The following is a 22,384-nucleotide window of genomic DNA, read 5'->3' as shown; positions in this document are numbered from 1 at the left end:
GAATCTACGTGTTTCGGTACCGCGGATGAACGACTCTGTTCGGCGCGACGGGATCGGCGAGGTCAGCGATGGAAGCGGGCGCGTAGTTGGGGGTCGTTTTCCCACCACAGGCCGCTCACCGGTTCTTCGGTGACAACAGGGGTCGCGGGCGGAATCTGTTCGGCCGCATCGAGTTCGGCGTCCACCTCGGCAGCGCGGCGGCGCTCGTCGAAGGCCCAGGAGCGCATCAGGGCCAGCAGGTACGGCAGGCCGAGGACATCGCCGAGAACCCAGATGACTCCGGCGGCGATGGTTTGGTCCAACCGTTGGTCGGGGCCCCAGGTTCGGCCGATCTCGGCGTAGTAGTCGGTCGCGACCAGGGGGCCGAACCAGAGGACCAGGCCAAGGACACCGTCGGCCATGGATTCGAAGACCGTGATCAGCAGCGAGATCGACTGATTGAACCGCTGCGGCACGGGGTCGGTCTGTAGGCGGGAGTAGAAGTACAGGAAACCGATGGCCACCAACAGTATTCGGGTCAGCGCGTCGATCGCGCCGTGGCGCAGCACCAATTCGTACCACGGCGTCAGGAACAGCAGCCACGGCGCGGCGAGTACGGCCACCGAGGGCACGAGCGGATAGGTCAGCGCTCGCGCGAGCGGTGAGGTCAGCGCCCGGTCCAGTCGCGCCCGCCCGGACGGGCCGAGCGCGGCGCGGATGACGGTGACCGGGCGGCCGGTGGCCAGGCCGAACGGGACCACGTACAGCAGCAGCAAGGTCTGCAGCGCCCGCACCCAGAACAGCGTGTCGGAGTACACGCCGACCACGCTGATCCCGGTGAGCAGCCAGACGCCCAGTCCGAGTCCGAGGAATGCGACCGCGCGTCCGGCGGGCGCCTCGGCTGGGCGCCCGCGCATGCGGGCGGCCTGATATCCGGCGGCCAGGGCGGCGGTGATCACGATCGTCGCGGCGTCCCACCGCCACGAGGTCACGATCGACCCCAGTGTCAGCGGTGTGTCGATCCATGCCACGGCGATCAGTATCCACGCTCCCGCCGACCCGGGTCAGCCCAGGTCGGCGGGCATTTTTCGCAGATGGGATATTTCGGGCGGGACGGCGTCAGCGCGCGTGCCCGACATTCTGGGCGCGATGACTGGGTCCGTGCGAGTCCTCGCAGTGCGTATCGGCCCCGCCGCCGATCTCGAGCAGCTCCGGCAGGGCGTGGTCGACCTGCAGCGTGGCGTGTTCGATGTGATGCTCGTCATCCAGCCAGTGCGCGAGGTCGTGTCGCACCGCGTGGCAGTCCCGACCGGGATCGACCAGGACGTGTGCCGAGAGCGCGGGCGAACCCGAGGTGATCTCCCAGATGTGCAGGTCGTGCACCTCGACCACGCCGTCGCGGGCGGCCATGGCCTGACCGATCTCGGTCGGATCCAGATCGGCGGGCGCGGCCTCGAGGAAGATACGGCTCGACGCGCGCACCAGTTCCACACCGGCCTTGACCATGAGGGCGACGACCACCAGCGTCGCGATGGCGTCGGCGCGTTCGAAGCCGGTGAGCAGGATGATCACACCGGCGACGGCGGTGGCGATGAACGCGAACAGATCGTTGAGGATGTGCTGATAGGCGCCCTCGACATTGAGACTGCTCCGGTTGGCCTTCGAAATCATCCAGGTGGCAAGCACATTCACCGCGACGCCGACCAGTGCGGTGATCAACACCAGCCCGCCGGTGACCTCCGGCGGATTGATCAGCCGCCGGATCGCCTCGTAGCACAGCCAGGCCGCCAGCAGTAGCAGCGTGAGCCCGTTGGCCTGCGCGGACAGGATCTCCACCCGCTTCCAGCCGAAGGTCATCCGCCCGGCGGCCGGGCGTGCGGCCAATCGAATCGCCCCCAGCGCGAGCACGATCGAGGCGGCGTCGGTGAGCATGTGCGCGGCATCCGACAGCAGCGCCAGTGAACCGGCCAGCACACCGACGGTTACCTCGCCGAGCAGGAAGACCACGATCACCGCCAGCGCCCCGGCGAGCCATCGTCGGTCACTGTCGGGCGTGGCGTGTGCGTGCTGATGGGAGTGCGCGTGTCCGGCACCCATGCGGTGTCCCCTTTCGGTCGTTCGGCCCGATCGCGATCATATGCACACATCACTATGTATGCAAGGCGACTGGACATCGTGACCTGCGCCACAGCCGCGCGCGATCGCATCGCTCTCGAAACGACTTACCCCGCAGGGCTTTTCGCCACCCGGCGGGTTCGACTTGACTTCTCGCCGCGAGTGGGTCCACCATTGCCCAGTCAGCACCTCGCTAGGCGAGGCTCCTGTACGAACACAGGCCACTGATCCGACGACGTCGAGAGACGCCCAGGGTTAGGACAGATCTTCCCGGATTAAGGGGTGATCCGAAGTGGCTTCCCAGTCGGGATACGTCGTGCAGTGCCGAAGCTCTGACGAGAGGGGTGCGGGTCCCGCGGTTCGGCGGGCGCAATCCCTCGGCATCGTCGCGCAGGTTCTGATGTTCGGATTCGACGACGCGCGCGTGCGTCACGGCGGCAAGGAGGTGAGGGACGAGATGAAATCCGGCGATAGTCCGTATCCGAGTCCGGGTCGACATTCTGTTCCGTTACCAGCCTGCCGCGAGCTTCCCGCAGCCTGACATCCGCGCAGACCGTATCTCCGCGTATTTCGGCGTGCGCGAAAACCGTTGTGACGGCTGGATTTCCCCCTTCGAGGAGTCCGTCATGACCTTCACCACCTTCCCCCGCCTGTCCCTGATGACTGCCGCCCGCCGCGTCCGGGCGCGCTACCACCTGACCCCGCAGGAGCGGCACAACCTGCGCGCCGCGCAGACCCCGCTGGCGGTCGTCAGCGCCTCGCTGGGCGCCCATCCCTACCACCGGTAGGTCTTCGAAGCGGCGCATATTCGCCTGTGCCGCAACCCTTTTTCACGCACCAACCTGATGAAGTCGAAAGGGAGAACGGCCATGGCCTTCTTCTCCGGCGGCGCCGCGCGCCGCAACACCTCCACCGTCACCACCGAGGCGCCGACCGGCGCGGTCATGGACAGCGCCCATATCGGCGATATCGTCGGCGCGCTGGGCACGATCGGCCGCGACGACACCCTGACCGGCCGCAGCCGTTGGCAGCGATTCCGAATGCTGCTGGCCGTGATCGGGCCCGGCCTGATCGTCATGGTCGGCGACAATGACGCGGGCGGCGTCGCCACCTACGCGCAGGCCGGTCAGAACTACGGCATGGCCCTGCTCTGGACGTTGCTACTGCTGATTCCGGTGCTCTACGTCAATCAGGAAATGGTCGTGCGGCTGGGAGCCGTCGCGGGCGTCGGTCACGCGCGGCTGATCTTCGCCCGGTTCGGCAAATTCTGGGGCGCGTTCAGCGTCGGGGATTTGTTCCTGGTCAACGCGTTGACCATCGTCACCGAATTCATCGGCGTGGCCATGGCGCTCGGCTATTTCGGACTGCCCAAGTCGATTTCGGTGCCGCTGGCGGCGGTACTGCTGTTCGCGGTCGTCGCGGGTGGATCGTTCCGCCGCTGGGAACGATTCCTGTTCGCGCTCATCGCCATCAATATCGTGATGTTCCCGCTGGCCTATCTGGTACATCCCAGCGTCTCCGAGTCGGCGCGGGGTCTGATTCCGTCGTTCCCGGGCGGGCTGAATTCCACCCTGCTGCTCCTGATCGTCGCGGTCGTCGGCACCACCGTCGCGCCCTGGCAGCTGTTCTTCCAGCAGTCCAATATCGTCGACAAGCGGATCACCCCGCGCTGGATCCGCTACGAGCGCATCGATCTGTGGCTGGGCATCGTCGTGGTGATGCTCGGCGCGGTGGCGATCATGGCAGCCGCGGCGTTCGGACTGGCGGGTACCGCCGCGGCGGGGAATTTCACCGATGCGGGCGCGGTAGCCCATGCCCTGCACGAGCACCTCGGCCCGACCGTCGGCGCGCTGTTCGCGATCCTGCTGCTGGACGCGTCGCTGATCGGCGCGAACGCGGTGGGCCTGGCCACCACCTATGCCCTCGGCGACACCCTGGGCAAGCGGCACTCGCTGCACTGGAAGATCGGCGAGGCGCCGGTGTTCTATATCGGTTACGCGCTGTTGCTGGCCGCCGCGGCCGCGGTGTCGTTCAGCCCCGATCATGTGCTGGGTCTGCTCACCCAGGGCGTACAGGCGCTGGCCGGAGTGCTGCTGCCGTCGGCGACGGTATTCCTGGTGCTGCTGTGCAACGACAGGGCAGTGCTCGGGCCGTGGGTGAATACGACGCGGCAGAACATCGTGGCGGGCGTGATCGTGTGGTCACTGGTGCTGCTGTCGCTGGCACTCACCGCGGCGACGTTCTTCCCCGAATTGTCCACGGCCAGTTTGCGACTGTTCTTCCTCGTCGGCGCGCTGGTCGGGCTGCTCGGCGGCGTGGCGCTCACGCTGACCAGGAACCGGGCCGAACGTCGCGCGACCGAGCGCACCGCGGCCGAGTTGGGCGGCCTGGATCCCGATCAGGTCGAGGAGCTGGAATCGACGCCGCTGTCGCGGGCCGAACGGCGCACGATCCGCGAGCAGGACCGCGACTGCTGGCGCACTCCCGCGCTGGACACGCTGGCCCGTCCGGCCTTCTCGCCGCTGCGGATGGCCGGAATGATCGCGCTGCGGGGTTATCTGGCCATCGCGGTAATTCTGGTCGGGGTGAAGATCTTCCAGTCGATCACGGGTTGACCTGCTGCTCCACGCAAACAAGACAGGCAAACTTGCAAGTTTGCCGACGGCTGCTGCACGCCGCGCGCACGGCCAAGGAGGATTGGCTGACCCGCGCGATGGTCACGAAATTGACCCCGGCCGAGCAGGATTCGCTGATCGCGGCGATTCCGCTGCTGCACCGGCTGCTCGAACCGTAGAGAGGTAGTCATGCCCGCCACCACCCTCGACCCCCGTACCGCCCTGGTCCTGATCGATCTACAGCGCGGCGTCACCGCCATGCGGACCGTGCCGCATACCGCCGCCGAGGTGGTGTCGCGCGGTGCCGAACTGGCCCGCGCCTTCCGCGCGGCGGACTGCCGGTGGCACCGGTGCGGGTGTCGTTCGCCGCAGACGGCACGGACGCGCCGCCCGGCCGCACCGAGGTCGGGACCGGGACGGCGACTCGGCCACAGGGCTGGGACGAATTGGTCGCCGAACTCGAGATCGCGCCCACCGACATCGTGGTGACCAAACGCCAGTGGGGTGCGTTCCACGGCACCGACCTGGATGTGCGATTGCGCCGGCGCGGCGTGACCGCCATCGTGCTCGGCGGCATCGCGACCAGCATCGGCGTCGAATCCACCGCCCGCGCCGCGCACGAACACGGCTATCACGTGACGTTGGCGACCGACGCGATGGCCGACCGCGACGCCGATTCCCATCGGCACAGCATTACCAAGATCTTTCCGCTACTCGGCGAAACCGCCACTACCGAGGAGATTCTGGCGCTGCTCGCCGCGCGCGACTGAGCCGAGCGCGATGCGCGGCGGCGGTGTCTATTCCCCACCAGAACAGCGCACCCGCGAGGACGGTATGCAATACGAAAGCCAGATAGACCAGCACGCCGTCGTATTCACGGGCCCATACCGGAAGCTGCGGCAGCGCGATCATCGCCGCGACCAACAGCAGTAGACCCAACGCGGCGGCCGGAGTGCCCAGTGGACCGGCCGCCGCCCCCAATTCCGGCGGCGGGGCGACGCGTAGCGGGGGTCGCTCGATTGTCATGATCAATTCTCCGATCCCCCGACCAGCGAATAATCAGCAAACCATTGGTTCGATGGTCGCGACTTACCGGTCGGATCGGAAGGGTTTGTGACGGCAAACACAGGTCTGGCGTCCGATCGGTCCGATTCCACCCGAGGACGTCCACGGCCGCCCCCGCGCACGGCGAGCAATCACATATCGGAATTGTTGCGGACGCCGATTGTTTTCACCTTTCGACATTCCGCACCGGAAACGCCGAAATTGCGTCGGATTCGCTGTATGCGCGAACGTTGCGGTACGGTATGGAGAATCCCAGTTGATCCATGTCCTTGCGAAGGGGCTAGCTCATGGCCAAGAAGGTCACCGTCACGCTTGTCGACGATTACGACGGGAAGTCCAAAGCGGACGAGACCGTACAGTTCTCGATCGATGGCGTTGCCTATGAAATCGATCTGTCCACGCTGAATGCCGGTAAGCTCCGGGGCGCCCTCGAGCCCTGGACGGATAAGGCCCGCAAGGTGGGCCGGCTCAAGGCCGGCACGACCACCCGGCCCAAGACCGCGGCCGACCGCGAGCAGACCGTAGCCATCCGAGAATGGGCCAAGAAACACGGCTTCAACGTGTCGGCGCGCGGCCGAATTTCCTCCGAGGTCGTCTCGGCGTATCACAAAGCCAACAAGTAATACGATTTCGCGGCGCCGCCCTCACGGCGTGACGATCGCGAAGTTCGGATCGGGTTTGTCCAGCAGTGAGGGCAATGCCGCCAGCACCGCGGCATTGCCCACGACCCGCAACTCACCGCGGGCCACGGCCCCGGGCACATCGCGCCCGGCCAGCACCGTGCCGAGCAGGACCGGGCAAGTCAGGGTGATCGTGGCGTCCGGGGCGGGCAGGCCGTCATCGGCCGCGCGGTCGTAGTGGATCAGAACCCCGTTGCGCAATTCCACGCGATGCACTCGATCACCCTCATCGATGAATCGCCAATCGGTGATCATGCGGACGTCCCATGCCTTGGGGCCGTCGATGCGCAGTGATATCGCGTCGAAGGCCTGTGTCACGGTCAACGCGCCCAGCAGCGAACCCGACTCCGATCCGGTCGGCGTGCCGAACGGCCCGTCGCGCAGTTCGCGGGCGCTGGACAGATAGAAGTTGCGCCAGGTGGCATTCTCGCTGCCGTAGCCGAGTTGTTCGAATACGCTCGCCTGCAACCGCTTCGCCGCGGTATGGCCGGGCTCGGCGAATATCGCGTAGTTCAGCAGTCGTGCCGCCCAGCGGAAATCACCTGCGTCATAGGCCGTCTGCGTCTTGCGCACCACCTCGTCGACGCCGCCCATCGCCGTCGCGTGCCGCTGCGCCGACGCCACCGGCGGATGCTCCCACAGATGTGCCGGATTCCCGTCGAACCAGCCCATGTAGCGTTGATAGATCGCTTTCACGTTATGGCTGACCGAACCGTAATAGCCGTGCGTGAACCACTTTTCGGTGAGCGCGGGCGGCAGCCTCAACTCCTCGGCGATCTCGGCGCCGACATATCCCCGATTCAGCAGGCGCAGTGTCTGATCGTGCAGATACGCGTACAGATCCCGTTGCAGGGGCAGGTATTCCACGATTCGGTCGGTCCCCCACACCGGCCAGTGATGCGAGGAGAACACCAGATCCGCCCGGCGCGCATAGCGATTGACGGCATCGGTGAGATAGGTCGCCCACACATGCGGATCGCGGACCAGCGCGCCGCGCGGGTGAGCGGATTGTGCATGGTGTGGGTGGCGTTCTCGGCCATACACAGGTCACGCGCCGCGGCGCGGCCGCATCGTCCTGCGTGTCGCTCATGCCGACACCGTGACCGAGACTCCGCGCCGCCGGCGCAATCCGGAGCAGACCCGGCGCGCGATCGTGGCGGCCCTGCTGGCGGCGCTACACGACGGCGACTTCGCGCCCACCACCAAATCCCTGGCCGCCGCGGCCGGGGTCTCCGAGCGCAGCGTCTTCGTCCACTTCCCCACCCGTGAGGAGCTGCTGCGCGCGGCCACCGAACAGCAGTCCGATCACGTGGAATCGGTACTTGCCCAGGCGAACCCGCGGCGGTCGCTCGCCGAGCGCGTCGCGGCCGCGGTCGGCCAGAGCGAGGCCGTCTACGCCCTGCAGTGCCGCCCGCGTCTGCTGGGACTGCTGGAATCACAGTCGAATTCGGCCGTCGACGAACGGATGCGGCTGACCGACGCTCGCGTCCGCGACCGGATCGGGCGGCTGTTCGCCCCGGAGCTGACGGGCCCCGACGGCCGCGACGAACAGTTGCTCGACCTCCTCGACACCACGCTGAGCTGGCCGTATCGCCATCATCTGATCGAGCGGCGCGGACTGTCGGCCCCCGCCGCCTCGGCCGCGGTGACCCGGGCGGTGAACGTCTTGCTGCAGGCCTCGAATCGGTGACGATCGCACCATCCGGAAGCATGCCGCCGCGAAACAAATCGCCCGGCGCGGTAGCCTGGTGCTCTGGTTCGGCGGAACGCCGATCCCGCAATTCGCGCAATGGTGGTCGAATCTGGGCGGGGGTGGGATTGCATGACACGCAAGAGCGATATCGCGGCACTGGCTCGACAATGGCGAATCTCGGTCGCCGAGACCGGCTTCGTTCCGATGTCGCTGCGCGAGCTCGACCGGTTGCTCAATCAGTTGGTCGAGCGATTGGTCGCCGCGGCGACGACCGAACCGTTCGATCCGGCCGATGCCGCCGATGTGGGCGCCGAGCTGGTCAAGGCGAATCTGACCGATCCGCAGGTCCTCACCCGCTCCGCACACGCGCTCACTCCACTCACCGAACTCGTTGCGCCGCACGGCGATCGCATGGTCGCGGTCTTCGGCGAACTGGCGCGCGGATACACCGAGACGCTGCTGACCGCCCGCGCCCGCGATCAGGAGATGCTGCACACCGCGATGGCCGACGCCCGGCACGCGGCGGAGATCCGGTTCCGGGTGATGTTCGACAATGCCGCCGTCGCCATCGGTATCGGTGACACCCGGGGCCGGGTGGTCGATGTCAACCCCACCCTGGCCGCGATGCTCGGGGTGCCCGTTCAACGACTGCGCGGACGACCGGTCTCCGAACTGGTTCACCCCGACGACCGCCATCAGATGCAATCGCGGGTCTTCGGCGAATTATTGTCCGCGGGTTCGGGCACCGTCCGACTCGAGGTGCGCTATCGACGACCCGACGGCAGCGGCGGCTGGGCGGCGTGGGCCATCACCCTGGTCCCCGAGACGGGCGGGCGCGCCGCCTATCTGCTCGTTGTCGGCGAGGACACCACCCAGCGCCGGGCCCTGCAGGCCGAATTGCACCGCCAGGCCCGCCACGATCCACTGACGGGCCTGCCCAATCGACGCCATCTGGTCGACACCCTGGCCCGCATCATCGCCGAGGCCGAACCGGGCGATCGGGTCGGTCTGGGTTTCGTGGATCTGGACGGTTTCAAGACGATCAACGACACCTATGGCCACGGCGTCGGGGATCGACTGCTCACCGCCGTGTCCAATCGCCTGGCCGCACATTCCCTGGGCGCCATGCTGGCCCGGGTCGGCGGTGACGAATTCGTGGTGCTGTTCGCCCCGCCCTGCGATTCGGTGCGGGTGGCGGGAATCGTCGAGACGATGCTCGGCGCGCTGTCGGAACCCATTGCCGTCGACGATCATCTGCTGCGCGTCACCGCGTGCATCGGCGCGGTGGTCACCCCCGTTGCCAATGCCGATGCCGAGCGGTTGCTCGATGCCGCCGACGCCGGGCTCTACCGCGCCAAGGCCGCCGGGCCGAACCGCTGGGTGTTGCACGGCATCGATGTCACGGCGGCCGCGTTTCCCGGTTCGACTTGACTGTGACACCAAGTCCCGCAATCGTTTACGAATGCGGTAACGCGATCACGAGTTTTCCGTTCCGGGACCGCTGCGGCTTGTACGATTGTCGATGATGGCGAGGGAGGTGCGGTGTCGGAGGTCAGGCGTGCGCCGGAGGGCGTCGATCCGTCCAAACCGAACGCAGCTCGGGTGTACGACTATTTACTGGGCGGTAAGGACAACTACGAGGCGGACCGCATGGTCGCGCAGCGAATGCTCGCCACCGCGCCGGACAATCGCACCCTCGCCTGGTTCAGTCGCCAATTCCTGATTCGCGGCGTCGAGATGGCTCTCGACGCGGGCGTACGGCAATTCATCGATCTGGGCGCGGGCATTCCGACCTCCCCGGCCGTGCACGAGGTGGCGCAGAAGGTCGATTCGAGCGCCCGGGTGCTCTCGGTCGATTACGACCCGGTGGTCTACGCGCACGCCAATGCCATGCTGTCGGGAATACCGGGTGTGCGCCCGGTGCTGGCCGACGTGCGTCAGCCTGATCTCGTCGAGCGGTTGCGCGCCGAGAAGGTCGTCGACTTCGACCAACCGGTCGCGATTCTGCTCGTCGGCGTATTGCATTTCATCATGGACGACGAGGGTCCGGACGAGATACTCACCCGATTCCGGGAAGCCATGGCGCCGGGCAGCTTTCTGGCCTTCACCCAGGGCTCCGCCGACAGCGATGCCGGCTTCATGGACCAGGCGCGCCGCGATACCGTCGGCACCACGGCCCAGTTCTATTTCCGCTCCGCGGCCGAGATGGTCACGCTCCTGGACGGATTCGACATTCTGCCGCCGGGCGTGGTGACCATTCAGGAATGGCTCGGCGGGGATCTGCCGCCGACGCTGCTGCGAATCCTGTCCGGCGTGGTCCGTAAGCCGTAGCCGAACCGCTGTCCGTATCAGGCGATTTGGGCGGTCCTACGGCGCGTCGGCCAGTCGCGCGGCCCGTGCCACCAGCTCATCGGCGATCGGACGCGGTCTGCGGCCCAGTCCGCACGCACTGGCCACTCCGTCGGCACGCCGCCCGAGCCCCTGCTCGGCCAGATGTAGCAGATGAATCTGCTCCTCCTCGGTCGGATCCTCGTGGACGATGCCCGCGTAGAACGCGGTGTCCGGACCGAGCGCCAAATCGCGTAGCGGAGTATAGAAATGCGGATCCGGCGACGGCGGAATATCCCCTGCGGCCAGCGGTCCGTGTACGAATTCCAGCGGCCGATCCGCGGGCCAGTGCCGCACAACAGAATTCGCCAGCGTGACCAGCGGCTTGGCATTCGGGAGAATCGCGCGCGCCTTGTTGTTCATACTGCCCACACACAGATGCACGCCGAAACGCGTGCCCAGCGGTGACGCGGCGGCCACCGCGGCCATTCCCCTTCCCAGCCCGAATGCGAACTCGACCGCCCGCTGCAGCGATGGAACCTTCGACAGCGCCACCATTTCGGCGGTGGCCTCCAATTGAAAGACGACATCGTCGCCCGCCAACTCCCGGATGGCGGCGATATCGCGTGTCATCGCATCGGCGAACGCTCGCCGATACCTGCGCACACCGCGCGCGCCGAGGGCGATGAACGCCAGCGTGAAATCCGTCGGCATGCCGATCTGCAGCAACAGATCCGGCCGATCCTGCTCCGCGCGCAGCCGTCGATAGATCGGCAGCGCCTCGCGCGCCTCGTCGAGATATCCGAGATTCATTGCATCGCCGGTCAATTCGGCGCCGGGGGCGACCCGGTACAGGGTGCGTTCGCTACTGGTTTCCCAGCTGCCCTGCGAACGGACCTCGAGGATGCCCTGCGCCACCAGATCGGCGATGATGACCTGAAGATAGGTCTCGTACCGCCGCACCTCGCCGGTCGCCAGGGTGCACAACCGAGCGCCCGCACCGGACAGCATGGCGCGCATGGCGTCCTCGGTATCGGTAGCCGGGAAACTGCCCACGAAATGTACAGCCCGCCTGGCGGTGTCGCGCATCGTCGTGGACTTTCCTCTCATGTCGGGTGATCACACCATAGTGGCCCGGAGGCACACTCTACCCAGTCGCCAAGCGTGTCAACGGGTACGAAAAAGAAACAATCCGCTACGGCGTGTTTGCCCAAGCCTTGCGTGTCCGCCACCCGGAGCTATAGCCTGCGTGACTGATACCTGAATACGGATGTCGGACAGGCGTTTTTCGGATCTCACCCATGGGAGCGCATCGCGTGCGAACCTCGGTCAAGAACTTCGCCGCAGCCGCGGCGGCAGCATTGCTCTGTTTCGCTCCGGGGGTCGCCCGGGCAGATGACACGTCAACGCAAACAGGCGGCGATTGTCATTCCTTCTTCTACCCCGTGCCGCAGGGTCAGCTCGCCTCCACCCTGTGCCAGCCCTCGAGCGGACCGTCCGACACCGTGATGGTGCTGATGTCGGGCTCCAACTACAACGGCACCTATTGGGACTTCCAATATCAGCCGGAGACCTACAATTTCCGCCGGGCCATGAATGCCGCGGGCTTCGCCACCCTGATCGTCGATCGGCTCGGCAACGGCGACAGCACCCATCCCCCGGCCCTGTCGCTCACGGCGACCGCCACCGCCAACGCCCTGCATCAGATCGTCCAGTCGCTGCGTGGCGGATTGGCGGGCGCGCCGGCGTTCTCGAAGGTCGTCATCGTCGGCCATTCGCTCACCTCGGGCACCTCGGTCATCGAGTCCTCGGCCAATCACGATGTCGACGGGGTGATCCTCACCGGCTACTCGCACGCGCTGAACATCCCAGAGACGATCGGCGTGATCTCGACCTACTATCAGGCGGTCAACGATCCCGTAGTCGGTGGGCGCACAGCGGATTCCGGCTATCTGGTCAGTCGGCCCGGCACTCGGCTGCACGACTTCTTCGATCCCGAGGACGTGGATCCGCAGGTGCTCGCGCTCGACGAGCGGAACAAGGAGATGTTCTCGCTGTCGGAGTATCCCGACGGTCTCACCTCCACCCTGCCGGGCATGTCGAGTTTCATCACCGCGCCGGTGCTCATCACCAACGGCGGCAAGGATCGGCTCGCCTGCGGTCCGAACTATTCGGTCTGTGCCGATTCCGAGACGCTGCGCGCCGAGGAGGCGAAGTTCTTCTCCCCTGCCGCGAAGTTGCAGGCCTATGTGCTGCCCGGTAGCGGTCACGCGCTCAATCTCGCCCGCAACACCCGCGATTACCAGGCCGCGGTGATCGACTGGATGAACAACTACGTCAAATAGCCCGAAACGGCATCCTCGCAGCTGAGAAAGGCTCGTTATCCATCCGGCCGACCGTGCTGCGGGGGTACCGTGGTCGAGAAGGTTGTCTGGAGAAGGAGTCGGTTGTGGCTCGCGAATCACTGGAGGAGAACTCGGGCCTGGCCTATCTGGGCCGGCTGTCGCGCTGGCAGACGATGTTACAGCAGCTGACCACCGACGATCCGACCTACAAGGACATCGTCGATCAGAAGCTGATCGCCGCCGCCGAGGCGCTCAATCGGGGCATCGATGAGCGCACCGTCCAGGTGCTCGGCCGCTACACCGATTTCGAGATGGCCGAAATCCGTAGCGCCGCAGAGGAGTTCCGGGTCGACGACGCCGAATTCGATCGCGAGGCCGAATCCCTGCTCGATTACGACGACGAGAACGAGGACGAGGACGACGAATTCCCCACCGGCCGTCCGCCGCTGCGCCCGGTCTGACGGCCGGATCCGGTACGCGTCATCGCCGAATCCGGCCGCCGCACCCGTCAGGGAACGAGCAACCTACCGAGGAAATCCGAGACTGCGCACATCAGGTCCTCGATGAAATGCGGGATCATCACTAATCCTTCCTTTTGGGATCTTTTCCGCGAGTACGGATCTGGCCGTTCTGAACTGTGATTCGGCACGGCGCGGCCCGCGGATGGGCGGCCGGTCGGTTTGCGAGGGTTCGTTGTGAAAGCTCACCAAACCGTCCGTCCGGCGGCTACCGAACTGTCACGATCGATGACCGAAACCGACACCCGCCCGTCTCGAGACGGTTACGTTGACACGAAATCCGAAGGAAGGTGTGGACATGTCCGTTGCCACTCCGGACCGACCCGGCCTGACGGTTTCGGGACGCCCCATGTCGACCGCACTGCAGGATGTCTGGGCACTGTCGCGGCAGATGGTCGGCCATTTCGTGGAGAATGTCGCGCCCTGCGGCACGTTACCCGGGGAGGCCATCCACGGTGACGTCACCACGATCACCCGGATCTGCCTCGAGCTGGCCGTCAGCATGCTCGACGGTAAGGACATCCCGGAGAAGACCCAACGACTGTCCGAGGCCGCGGCCGGCTGGGCGCGCGAGGGCGTACCGATCGACACCATTCACCACGCCATCCACGAGGGCTTCAAGATCGGCTTCGATCTGGTGGTCAGCCACGCCGCGGATCGGCACCGCGCGGCCGGTTCGAGCGCGCACGACACCATGCTCAGCCTCAGCCTCGCCGACTACGAGAATCTGCTCGGCGGCGCCAAACTCGTGGTGGAGATGCTCGACACCATGACCTCGGCGGTGTCGATGGCCTATGTGCGCGAGCTGCGCGCGGTGGTCAGCGAACATCACACGGCCGTGCACACGCTCACCTCGGCACTGCTGGGCGGGCATCCGACCTCCACCATGGCCCGCGAATGCGGAATCGAGGTGGCCGAGCAGTACCGCGTACTCGCGCTGGCCGTCGCGTCGCATCCGGAGGAGGCCAATCCGATGCTCGACACGAAGGTGGTGGCGCGGCGCAAACTTCGCCGGGTGCAGGCCGAATTGGCCACGCACTGCGGCGAATCGGCGCTGTCGCTGCTCAGTGTCGACGGCGGCACACTGCTGATTCCGGCCGACCGCTTCGCCGAGGAGGATCTCGACGAGTTGATCGCGCGGCTCTCGCGCGCGGCCCGCGTGCCGATCACCGCCACGGTGCTCACCGCCGCGGCCGAGGCCATTCCGACCGCCGCCGATCAGGCCCACGAACTGCTCGACATGGTGAGCCGGCTGCAGTCCGAGCCCGGGCTCTACCGCTTCGACGATCTGGCCCTCGAGTATCAGCTGACCCGGCCCGGCCCCGGCCGTGAATACCTGGGTTCACTGCTCGATCCGCTCGACGCGCATCCGGAACTGCTCGAGACGCTGCAGACCCATATCGCCCACAATCTCAACCGGCAGCGCACGGCCCGGCTGCTGCATGTGCACACCAATACCGTGGACTACCGGCTCAAGCGCATCGGCCAGCTCACCGGCTTCGATCCGACCCAGGCCAGCGGACTGTGGTACCTGCGGTCCGCACTCGTCGCGCGGACCTATCGCGGCTGATCAGCGGGCTCGGCTGGAGTCGGGTCTGATCCGCCCGGCCTCCACCAGCGCCTGATACGCGGATTGTTTGCGCGGACACTCCTCGCGCAGACAGCCGCGGTGGCGCTGCATGGTCAGATGGGCCTCACTCACCGACAGCGGGTGCTCCGGCGCCTCGTGTGGCCAGCCGATCGGCCAGATCGAGGACTGGAATCCGGTCACGACTTCCTCCGGCGCCATCGTCAATCGTCGTCCAGGCCCGCCGACAGGTACGCGGCCGCGGCGACCCAGCGCGTGCACGAGAAGGCGTGCTCCGCAACGAGTATCCGGCGCGCGACCGCCTCGGTCAGTGGACCGTCGGGACCGTCACAATGTTGCACATCACCCAAATGGCAAGGCGCGGAACACATTCGCATGGCAGTCGTCATCTCGACTCCCCTCCCACCAGACGTCGCGAAGGCTCCCCACCGACCCGCTGAACATCTGAAATTGTGATATTCTGGACGTGATAAATGCTAGCGTGATTATCACGCGAGCGAAAGAGGTTGGGGCAGAAGGGGGTTCAGGCGGCACCGGCCGGAGGGCGGTCCGCCGCTCACCATGGGTACGCGACTGCGCACGGCGCGAAAACTTTTGTTAGGCCGCGAGATCGAGCATATGATCACCGCCGCCGGCGTCAGTCAGAGCGAAGCTGCCAAGATAATTGACACCAGCCAGAGCCGCATCGCGATGCTCATCACCGGCGCCAGCTCGATCACCGTCGGCGACCTCGAGCGACTGGCCATCCAGCTGGGCTTCACCGATCCCGGTTACCTCGAGACCCTCGAGGAGTTGCGCCGCGACAATCACAAGCGCGGTTTCTGGAACACCGGATACCGCCGGGCCTATCTCGAGGATCTGCGCCTGCTGGTCGATCTCGAGGATTACGCCAGCCTGCTGCGGATCACCGAGGCCGAGATCATGCCCGGCCTGCTGCAGTGCGAGTCCTATATCCGCGCCCTGCACGAACCCGAACATCCCGACGATCCGGATGCCGAACAGGCCGTGGAGGATTCGGTGCGGGCGCGGCTGGCCCGCCAGGAGATCCTGACCAAGTCGACCGCGCCACAGTTCCGCGCGATCCTGTCCGAATCCTGCCTGCGCCGCGAATACGGCGGCCGCGCTGTCATGCTCGAACAGCTGCAGCATCTGCTCACGCTGTCTCGGCGCGGCAACATCATGATCCAGGTCCTGCCGTTCACGGTCACCACGCACGGCGCGGGAATGGAGGATCGGTTCACGCTGGTGCGCGTGCCCTCCCCCGGCGCGGCCGGCGATCTGGACATGGCCATCGTGGAGAGCCAGGGCGATATTCGCTACATCGACGACAAGCCGGCCGTCACCGCGCGCGAGACGGTGTGGTCGCGATTGTCGGCCGCGGCGCTGAGCGCCGAGGATTCGCGGGCCTTCGTCGAACACGTCGCGCGCTCGGTGCGCCGCAAGACGTTCACCGCGGGGTGAGTTCACCCGTTCATCGCATGTAGAAGGGGCAAGGGGAATGAGCGACAACGGCTTTCAGTCGCGCGAGATCGATGCCGGCCGCCCGTCGGCGGCGCGCATGTATCACTACTACCTGTCCGGCGAGGCCGTATTCGACGTCGACAAGGTGTTCGGGGAGCAGATCTTCCAGATCTTCCCGTACGCCGACGTGTGGGCCCATCACAACCGCGGCTTTTTGCAGCGGGCGACGAAATTCATGGTCGCGCAGGGCATCCGGCAGTTCCTCGACATCGGCTCCGGATTACCCACCGTCGGCAACACCCACGAGGTGGCCCGGCTGGCGGCGCCGGATACCCGGGTGGTCTACGTCGACAACGATCTCGAGGCCGTCACCCGCGCGCACGAACTGCTCGACCGGCAGGACGCCCTGGACTCGACGGCGATCATCGAGGCCGATCTGCGCTGCCCGGATCTCATCCTCGGACATGCCGATACCCGCCGGTTACTCGACTTCGACCGGCCCGTCGGCCTGCTCATCATCAGCGTCTGGCCGTTCGTGCCCGACAGCGATCGCCCGTATGAGCTCATGGCTCAATTGCGCGACCGGCTACCCGCCGGCAGCTATGTCGCCATGAGTCACGCCTCGCTGTGGGAGGCCTCGCCGGAGGTCAAGGAGCGGATACTGGCGCTCACCGAGCTGTACAAACAGACCTCCGATCCGGTGGTCAACCGCACTCGCGACGAATTCGCCGCCTTCTTCGACGGTTTCGAGCTGGTCGAGCCCGGCCTGGTGCACGCACCGGACTGGCGGCCCACCGAATCGGTGGATTCCCAGGATCCGGCACGGCCGTGTAATTTCGCCGCCGTCGGCTACAAGCCATAGGCGACACGCAGGCGCGTGGGCGTCCATCCCCGCGCGCCTGGGCTTTACTCCGTAGAAAGGCAACATCAATGACGCTGCTACCGACCTTCACCGCGGCCGAATTCCGCAAGGCACATGCCAGCTCGCCCAACCAGAACTGTGTGCGAATCGCACGGAAGGATGGTTGGACCGCGGTGTGGGACGACAAGCGCGCCTCCGATCGCATCACCCCTGCCAGCGTTCTGCCCGCCGATGAACTCCTACTGTTCACCGACGAGCAGTTCGACGCCTATCAGGTCGGCGTGCGGGAGGGCCGGACCGATGCCTCCTCGCTGACGGTCGCCCATCGCGCCGACGGTATGTATGTGTTTCGAGCTGTCACAGCGCAACCCGTGCCGGAGGTCGAGCTGATCTTCGATCAGGCCGAACTCGACGCCTTCCACGACGGGGTGCGCAATCGCGAGTTCGACCGCGCCTGAGGCGCCCGGATCCCACGATCGACCAACAACGTTGTCGGTCAACAACTTTAAGCCGGGGGGAGGTTTACCCGCAGACATTCGGTGAATTTCACCGACGTGGCGGTGCCCGGATTGGCCATCGTCACAGGTCCCGGCGAAGAACACGCCGGGAGAGGTTAGGGACAGCTGCCGGGAAAAGGCCAGGGACAGCTGCCGGGAAAAGGCCAGGGGCAGCCGCCGGAAAAGACCAGGGGCAGCTGCTGGGAAGGATAGGGGGCAGCCGCTGGGAAGGATAGGGCGGCTGCCGAGGTCGGAGAAGGGGCCGGATATGCCGGAGCGACGGGGCGTCGATGGGCCGGAATCGCCGGGTGCGTGATAGAGAGATGTCGTGCCGCAGCAACTCATCGTTTCCGTTTCGGTCGACCACACCTGCCGCCGCCCACGGGTGATCGCGGCACGATGACCACCTTTACGGCGACGATCGCGGCCGCCGGCGCGCGGACCGGCGGCTACCGTCGCGATCTGGACGGGTTGCGCGGCCTCGCCATCGCTCTGGTCGTGGTGTTCCACCTCTGGGTCGGGCGGGTCTCGGGGGGCGTGGACGTCTTTCTGGTGCTGTCGGGCTTCTTCTTCACCGGATCGCTGCTGCGCCGCACCGAGACGGTCGCGGTGTGGGCCACGCTACGGCGGCTCGCGCGCCGACTGCTGCCCGCGCTGGTCGTGGTGCTGGCGGCGGTCGCGGTCGCCACGCTGCTGCTGCGGCCGGTCACGCAGTGGGCCGATATCGCGCGCCAGACGCTGGCTTCGCTGCTGTACTACCAGAACTGGCAGCTGGCCCTGTCCTGGAGCGATTATCTGGCGGCCGATCCGTCGGTGAGCCCGCTGCAGCATCTGTGGTCGATGTCGGTGCAGGGACAGTACTACCTCGCGGCGCTGCTGCTGATCGCGGCGACGGCCGCGCTGTGCCGATGGCTGCGCCAGCCCAGCGCGGTCCGGCCGCTACTGGCCGCGGTGATCGTGGCCGCCGCGGCGACCTCGTTCGGCTATGCCGCCCATGGCGTTTCGACCCAGCAGGGCTGGAACTACTACGACAGCGCCGCGCGCGCGTGGGAACTGCTCACCGGCGCGGGCCTGGCGCTGATCGCGCCGTATCTGACCCCGTCGCGCGCGCTGCGAGCGATCCTGGCCGCGGCCGGACTGACCGCGGTCCTGCTGTGCGGCTGGATCGTCGACGGGGTGCATCAATTCCCGGGACCGGCGGCGCTGCTGCCCGTCGCCGCGACCGTCGCGCTGATCGTGGCCGGTGCGAACGCCGAGCCCGAACAGCTGCCCGTCCCCAATCGACTGCTGGCCGCCGCGGGCCCGGTCCTGCTCGGCGAACTCGCCTACGCCCTGTATCTGTGGCACTGGCCGATTCTCATCCTCGCCCTCAACGAGCTCCGCCTGCCCCGAGCCGGAATCGTGGTCGGGACAGCGGTTTTCGCGATCTCACTGGCACTGGCGCTGCTCACCCACCGGCTGGTCGAGCAGCCGCTGCGCGAGACGGTCATCCGGCGTTCCGCGATCCGGTACCGCCGCGCGCTTGGCGCCTTCGTCACCACCACCGGCATCGCGATCATCGCCTCGGTCGTCGGCTGGCAGGCGGTGCTGCACGCCAATCCCCCACGCGCCGAGGCGGATCTGGATCTGCTGGAGTATCCGGGCGCCCAGGCGTTCACCGACGGTCTGCCCACCCCGCCCGCACCGATGCGGCCGACGGTCTACGACGCCCAGGCCGAACTGCCGCCGCCGACCCGCGACGGCTGTATCGCCGATTGGGACACCCGCGCGGTCGTCACCTGCGCCTACGGCGACACCTCCGCGACCCGCACCCTGGCCGTGGTCGGCAATTCCCATGCCGAACACTGGATGCCGGCCCTGCAGATCCTCGCCGAGCGGCATCATTTCAAGCTGCTGGTCCATCTGAAGATGGGCTGCCCGCTCACCCTGTCCGACGACGCCGGATACAAGGGCGAGGCCAATCCGGACTGCCGCGACTGGTCGCGCGAGGTGATCGAACTGCTCGGTCACGAACGGCCGGACTGGGTGTTCACCACCGGCACCCGGCCGGCCGATCAGGGCGGCGACGAGACGCCCGACGACTATCTCGATGTCTGGTCGGCGCTGTCGCAGCGCGGACTCAATGTGGTGGCGATGCGCGATACTCCGTGGTTGCGGCGCAACGGCATTCGCTACCGCGCCATCGACTGCCTGGCAGACGGCGGCACCGCGGCGGGCTGCGGTATGCGCCGCGCCGACGCGCTCGCGCCGGTCGATCCGGCCGCCACGCGCGCGGTGGCCTTCCCCAACGTCTTCCCGATCGATGTCACCGACGCCTTCTGCGATCGCGACGTCTGTCCGGTGGTGATCGGCAATGTGCTGGTCTACCACGACGAACACCACCTCACCGCGACCTACTCGCGCACGCTGGCGCCGGAATTGGAGCGTCGCCTGCGGCCGATCCTGCGCTGGTGGTAATTCACCATTCGGTAGAAACGGTCGAAAGGTGGCCGCGATGCAATTACATGATGAAATTGCATTCGGAGTCCAAACCGTAAGGTTCGATTACCGTTCGAGCACATTCCCGGCTACGCGTCGGCGAAGTTCCGGTGTGCTGAGAGTCCATTTCTGGCCAACAAACCTCGAGATCGGGCCACGAAGAAATCACATTCCGGCCACAGTGGCCTTCGCGGCCCGAACGACCTTGTGGGGATGGCAAACTTGCTGGCAGAGGCGCCGTACAAGGGGCACACTTTAGGTGCCACATTCGGCGAGCGCCGAATGCAGGGGGCAAGGAAAGAACCGATGAGGATTCGGCCACGACAACAACTGCTGGATCTGTGGCGGGCCATGATGGACAGCTGCTATCGCGGCGGCCGGTGGAATTGGGGCGGCCGCGACGGCGCCAATTCCATCAGCGACGCCGAACAGCTGCTGTGCCTGCTGTATCCAGCCACCGAAATCGAGGCGTTCGCACTGGACCGCCCCGACGACATGGCCACCGACGTGGAACAGGCGCTGACCGCCTTCGGGGAACGCACCCGCATCGGCGGGGCGCTGGTCGGATTGATCGAGGAGTATCTGGCCCGCTACACCTCCGAGCAGGGCGAACCACAGTTCGGCGCGCGCGGCTATCTGCGGGCCGAGGACGATGCCCGGCCCACCGAGGCACAGCTCGACATCGAGGTCGTGGACTCGTATTCGATGTCGCTGAGCCTGTGTATCGCCTCGCTGCGCTTCCTGCGCGGGTTCCGGCGCTTCGTCTCCGGTGAGGTGCGCCGCGAGGCAAGGGAACTCGAACCGCGCATCGATGCGGTCGAACGAGGCATCCGCACCCGGCTCACGGCGGCGATGACAGGGCTGGTGCGCAGCTTCGTGATTCACACCCCGGAGCCGAAATCCGATGCCGGGCAAACCATTCTGCATATGATCAACCAGGCGGGCGGCTCCGACGAGGATCTCATCGCGGCTCTGTCGGCGCGGCTGGAGCGGCTGCGCGTCCAGGCGGCCAACGAGGTTCGGCTCGGACAGGCCACCGAGGTGGACGTCGCCGACGATCTGCGACTGTTCGAATGCGGTTGGAGCTGGGGAGTATTCCGCAAGGCGGAGCCGATCGAACTGGTGCGCAACCATGTCGCCGAGGCCGCCGGACATGCCGAACCGCGACCCTATCTGTACTTCACCGCGGTCGCCCTGGACGGCATCAGAGATCTGACCTCCCAGCGCATTCGAGAGCTCGACCTGCTCGACGAGGGCCAGCGCTATCTGGCCGACGCGTTGCAGCTGCGCCTCGAGCTGACCGAGAAGTACTGGTCCACCGTTGCCCGCTTCGGCACCGGACGCTGGCCGCTCGAGGACATTCCGTGGCGCACCTCCGACGGCGAGGAATCGGACTACTTCTCACTCGCCGTGGCGGCCATGCTGATTCAGGATCTGGTGGTGCGCGAGAGCACCGACGATCTGGGGCGCACGGTGGCGGTCTTCGATCAGCTGGCCCGGCGCGGCCGGGTGATCAGTCGGCTCACCACCCACGATCCGGCCGCGACCCTGCACTATCCGGGCGTGCGGTTGCGGCTGGCGGGCAGTGAGGAAATCGAGGGCGGACCGCAATTGCTCTGGTACGTACCCGATTTCGTGACGATGATGCTCAAGCGCACCCTGCAGGCCGCGCGGCTGCGCACCGACGTCGCCACCCGCGATCAGCTGATGGCGCTGGCCGAATCGGCCATGGACCACCTCGATCAGCGGATGCTGCGGCACGGCCCGGCCGCGGGCCTGTGGGACGACACCAGCGGGGTACTGGGCCCCTCGGGTTTCGCGGCCGAACAGCCCTCCTGGTTCATGACCGAGCGCGTGATGGAATGTCTGGTGGTGGCCTACGACACCTATCGACAGCCACCGTTGGCGCCGCAGTCGATGATACAGCGCGCGGTCGAATTGCTCAGCGAGGCAGAACATCTGCACAATCAGGAGCGGCTGCTGGTCAGCGACGGCTACCTGTCGCCGAAGTGGGCGGCGCTGAATCGGATCGCGCAATCGCTCGATCGCGCCCGCGCCCAGCTCACCGAGCGACCGGGCACCGCGTTCAGTCTCGCCACCGAGGCCCTGGTCCAGCTCGACGAGCTGGCCTACGCCCGGCAGGACGCCCAGCGATGAGGT

General features: G+C 66.6%; 22 protein-coding genes, 1 pseudogene and 1 riboswitch. Of the genes and pseudogenes, 16 read left to right on the top strand and 7 right to left on the bottom strand.

The window, feature by feature from the left end:
* Positions 1-62: 62 nt before the first annotated feature.
* Together NP4_RS11950 and NP4_RS11945 are read right to left on the bottom strand one after the other, a co-directional pair.
* Positions 63-1,001: a cytochrome c oxidase assembly protein gene (locus tag NP4_RS11950; protein WP_082875807.1), complete on the bottom strand. Its 939-nt coding sequence runs from the start codon at positions 999-1,001 to the stop codon at positions 63-65.
* Between the two features lie 97 nt (positions 1,002-1,098).
* Positions 1,099-2,076 (bottom strand): cation diffusion facilitator family transporter, encoded by a 978-nt coding sequence (locus NP4_RS11945; protein ID WP_067996486.1) that lies wholly within the window; start codon positions 2,074-2,076, stop codon positions 1,099-1,101.
* A gap of 200 nt (positions 2,077-2,276) precedes the next feature.
* Positions 2,277-2,445, top strand: a riboswitch (M-box (ykoK) riboswitch).
* Between the two features lie 275 nt (positions 2,446-2,720).
* Here NP4_RS11945 and NP4_RS40885 point away from each other — a divergent pair.
* The 4 genes from NP4_RS40885 (at position 2,721) to NP4_RS11935 (ending at position 5,479) form a co-directional block, all read left to right on the top strand.
* Positions 2,721-2,882: a hypothetical protein gene (locus NP4_RS40885; RefSeq protein WP_156524908.1), complete on the top strand. Its 162-nt coding sequence runs from the start codon at positions 2,721-2,723 to the stop codon at positions 2,880-2,882.
* An 81-nt stretch (positions 2,883-2,963) separates the two neighbouring features.
* Complete coding sequence (locus tag NP4_RS11940; RefSeq protein WP_067996483.1) at positions 2,964-4,709, top strand: NRAMP family divalent metal transporter; 1,746 nt, start codon at positions 2,964-2,966, stop codon at positions 4,707-4,709.
* A gap of 32 nt (positions 4,710-4,741) precedes the next feature.
* A complete protein-coding gene (locus tag NP4_RS40880) occupies positions 4,742-4,888 on the top strand; it encodes a hypothetical protein (RefSeq protein WP_156524907.1) in 147 nt (48 codons plus the stop codon).
* 171 nt (positions 4,889-5,059) lie between these two features.
* The gene (locus tag NP4_RS11935) at positions 5,060-5,479 is read left to right on the top strand and encodes an isochorismatase family protein (protein ID WP_373863829.1); all 420 of its coding nucleotides are present in this window, start codon (positions 5,060-5,062) and stop codon (positions 5,477-5,479) included.
* Here the strand turns inward: NP4_RS11935 and NP4_RS11930 are convergent.
* On the bottom strand, positions 5,439-5,735 hold the full coding sequence (locus NP4_RS11930; RefSeq protein ID WP_067996479.1) for a hypothetical protein: 297 nt from the start codon (positions 5,733-5,735) through the stop codon (positions 5,439-5,441). The genes NP4_RS11935 and NP4_RS11930 overlap by 41 nt on opposite strands.
* A gap of 326 nt (positions 5,736-6,061) precedes the next feature.
* On the opposite strand from NP4_RS11930, the gene NP4_RS11925 reads away from it, so the two are divergent.
* A complete protein-coding gene (locus NP4_RS11925; protein WP_062502804.1) occupies positions 6,062-6,397 on the top strand; it encodes a histone-like nucleoid-structuring protein Lsr2 in 336 nt (111 codons plus the stop codon).
* Between the two features lie 21 nt (positions 6,398-6,418).
* Here NP4_RS11925 and NP4_RS11920 read toward each other — a convergent pair.
* Positions 6,419-7,506: pseudogene (locus NP4_RS11920) on the bottom strand (alkyl sulfatase dimerization domain-containing protein); the annotation flags it as partial.
* Positions 7,507-7,553: 47 nt separating this feature from the next.
* Between NP4_RS11920 and NP4_RS11915 the strand changes: the two are divergent.
* From NP4_RS11915 to NP4_RS11905, 3 genes are all read left to right on the top strand, one after another.
* A complete protein-coding gene (locus NP4_RS11915; protein ID WP_067996476.1) occupies positions 7,554-8,144 on the top strand; it encodes a TetR/AcrR family transcriptional regulator in 591 nt (196 codons plus the stop codon).
* Between the two features lie 132 nt (positions 8,145-8,276).
* On the top strand, positions 8,277-9,578 hold the full coding sequence (locus NP4_RS11910; RefSeq protein WP_067996473.1) for a diguanylate cyclase domain-containing protein: 1,302 nt from the start codon (positions 8,277-8,279) through the stop codon (positions 9,576-9,578).
* A 111-nt stretch (positions 9,579-9,689) separates the two neighbouring features.
* On the top strand, positions 9,690-10,478 hold the full coding sequence (locus NP4_RS11905) for an SAM-dependent methyltransferase (protein ID WP_067996470.1): 789 nt from the start codon (positions 9,690-9,692) through the stop codon (positions 10,476-10,478).
* 36 nt (positions 10,479-10,514) lie between these two features.
* Here the strand turns inward: NP4_RS11905 and NP4_RS11900 are convergent, their stop codons facing one another.
* Entirely contained in the window at positions 10,515-11,564 is a 1,050-nt protein-coding gene (locus NP4_RS11900) for a hypothetical protein (protein WP_067996466.1), read from the bottom strand.
* Positions 11,565-11,920: 356 nt separating this feature from the next.
* Between NP4_RS11900 and NP4_RS11895 the strand changes: the two genes are divergently transcribed.
* The 3 genes from NP4_RS11895 (at position 11,921) to NP4_RS11885 (ending at position 14,908) form a co-directional block, all read left to right on the top strand.
* On the top strand, positions 11,921-12,820 hold the full coding sequence (locus NP4_RS11895; RefSeq protein WP_245998008.1) for an alpha/beta hydrolase: 900 nt from the start codon (positions 11,921-11,923) through the stop codon (positions 12,818-12,820).
* Positions 12,821-12,924: 104 nt separating this feature from the next.
* Positions 12,925-13,281 carry a hypothetical protein gene (locus tag NP4_RS11890; protein ID WP_067996460.1) on the top strand — a complete coding sequence of 119 codons (357 nt, stop codon included), beginning with the start codon at positions 12,925-12,927 and terminating at the stop codon, positions 13,279-13,281.
* A gap of 355 nt (positions 13,282-13,636) precedes the next feature.
* Positions 13,637-14,908, top strand: a complete 1,272-nt coding sequence (locus tag NP4_RS11885) for a PucR family transcriptional regulator (protein WP_067996846.1) — start codon at positions 13,637-13,639, stop codon at positions 14,906-14,908.
* Here NP4_RS11885 and NP4_RS11880 read toward each other — a convergent pair whose 3' ends face one another.
* Both NP4_RS11880 and NP4_RS40875 read right to left on the bottom strand, forming a co-directional pair.
* Entirely contained in the window at positions 14,909-15,127 is a 219-nt protein-coding gene (locus NP4_RS11880) for a hypothetical protein (protein WP_067996457.1), read from the bottom strand. It lies immediately after the preceding gene.
* Positions 15,128-15,129: 2 nt separating this feature from the next.
* Positions 15,130-15,276, bottom strand: a complete 147-nt coding sequence (locus NP4_RS40875; protein ID WP_156524906.1) for a hypothetical protein — start codon at positions 15,274-15,276, stop codon at positions 15,130-15,132.
* A gap of 268 nt (positions 15,277-15,544) precedes the next feature.
* Here NP4_RS40875 and NP4_RS11875 point away from each other — a divergent pair, with 268 nt between their 5' ends.
* The 5 genes from NP4_RS11875 (at position 15,545) to NP4_RS11855 (ending at position 22,381) form a co-directional block, all read left to right on the top strand.
* Positions 15,545-16,387: a helix-turn-helix domain-containing protein gene (locus tag NP4_RS11875; RefSeq protein WP_245998013.1), complete on the top strand. Its 843-nt coding sequence runs from the start codon at positions 15,545-15,547 to the stop codon at positions 16,385-16,387.
* Between the two features lie 37 nt (positions 16,388-16,424).
* On the top strand, positions 16,425-17,249 hold the full coding sequence (locus NP4_RS11870) for an SAM-dependent methyltransferase (protein ID WP_067996452.1): 825 nt from the start codon (positions 16,425-16,427) through the stop codon (positions 17,247-17,249).
* 68 nt (positions 17,250-17,317) lie between these two features.
* Positions 17,318-17,707: a hypothetical protein gene (locus NP4_RS11865; protein WP_067996449.1), complete on the top strand. Its 390-nt coding sequence runs from the start codon at positions 17,318-17,320 to the stop codon at positions 17,705-17,707.
* Positions 17,708-18,145: 438 nt separating this feature from the next.
* A complete protein-coding gene (locus tag NP4_RS11860) occupies positions 18,146-20,203 on the top strand; it encodes an acyltransferase family protein (protein WP_067996446.1) in 2,058 nt (685 codons plus the stop codon).
* Between the two features lie 327 nt (positions 20,204-20,530).
* Entirely contained in the window at positions 20,531-22,381 is a 1,851-nt protein-coding gene (locus NP4_RS11855; RefSeq protein ID WP_067996442.1) for an SCO2524 family protein, read from the top strand.
* The last annotated feature ends 3 nt before the right edge of the window (positions 22,382-22,384 follow it).

Origin of the sequence: Nocardia pseudobrasiliensis NBRC 108224 (assembly GCF_001613105.1) — a bacterium.
Taxonomy (GTDB): Bacteria; Actinomycetota; Actinomycetes; order Mycobacteriales; family Mycobacteriaceae; genus Nocardia; species Nocardia pseudobrasiliensis.
Note: the sequence above shows the minus strand (reverse complement) of the source record. Positions and strands in the feature narration are given on the sequence as shown.

What these genes read in the sequence shown, in the direction of transcription:
- NP4_RS11945 (WP_067996486.1), bottom strand. Translation starts at nt 2,076, where the DNA reads ATGGGTGCCGGACACGCGCACTCCCATCAGCACGCACACGCCACGCCC.
- NP4_RS40885 (WP_156524908.1), top strand. Translation starts at nt 2,721, where the DNA reads ATGACCTTCACCACCTTCCCCCGCCTGTCCCTGATGACTGCCGCCCGC.
- NP4_RS11940 (WP_067996483.1), top strand. Translation starts at nt 2,964, where the DNA reads ATGGCCTTCTTCTCCGGCGGCGCCGCGCGCCGCAACACCTCCACCGTC.
- NP4_RS11930 (WP_067996479.1), bottom strand. Translation starts at nt 5,735, where the DNA reads ATGACAATCGAGCGACCCCCGCTACGCGTCGCCCCGCCGCCGGAATTG.
- NP4_RS11925 (WP_062502804.1), top strand. Translation starts at nt 6,062, where the DNA reads ATGGCCAAGAAGGTCACCGTCACGCTTGTCGACGATTACGACGGGAAG.
- NP4_RS11910 (WP_067996473.1), top strand. Translation starts at nt 8,277, where the DNA reads ATGACACGCAAGAGCGATATCGCGGCACTGGCTCGACAATGGCGAATC.
- NP4_RS11900 (WP_067996466.1), bottom strand. Translation starts at nt 11,564, where the DNA reads ATGCGCGACACCGCCAGGCGGGCTGTACATTTCGTGGGCAGTTTCCCG.
- NP4_RS11885 (WP_067996846.1), top strand. Translation starts at nt 13,637, where the DNA reads ATGTCCGTTGCCACTCCGGACCGACCCGGCCTGACGGTTTCGGGACGC.
- NP4_RS11880 (WP_067996457.1), bottom strand. Translation starts at nt 15,127, where the DNA reads ATGGCGCCGGAGGAAGTCGTGACCGGATTCCAGTCCTCGATCTGGCCG.
- NP4_RS11875 (WP_245998013.1), top strand. Translation starts at nt 15,545, where the DNA reads ATGATCACCGCCGCCGGCGTCAGTCAGAGCGAAGCTGCCAAGATAATT.
- NP4_RS11870 (WP_067996452.1), top strand. Translation starts at nt 16,425, where the DNA reads ATGAGCGACAACGGCTTTCAGTCGCGCGAGATCGATGCCGGCCGCCCG.
- NP4_RS11865 (WP_067996449.1), top strand. Translation starts at nt 17,318, where the DNA reads ATGACGCTGCTACCGACCTTCACCGCGGCCGAATTCCGCAAGGCACAT.
- NP4_RS11860 (WP_067996446.1), top strand. Translation starts at nt 18,146, where the DNA reads ATGACCACCTTTACGGCGACGATCGCGGCCGCCGGCGCGCGGACCGGC.
- NP4_RS11855 (WP_067996442.1), top strand. Translation starts at nt 20,531, where the DNA reads ATGAGGATTCGGCCACGACAACAACTGCTGGATCTGTGGCGGGCCATG.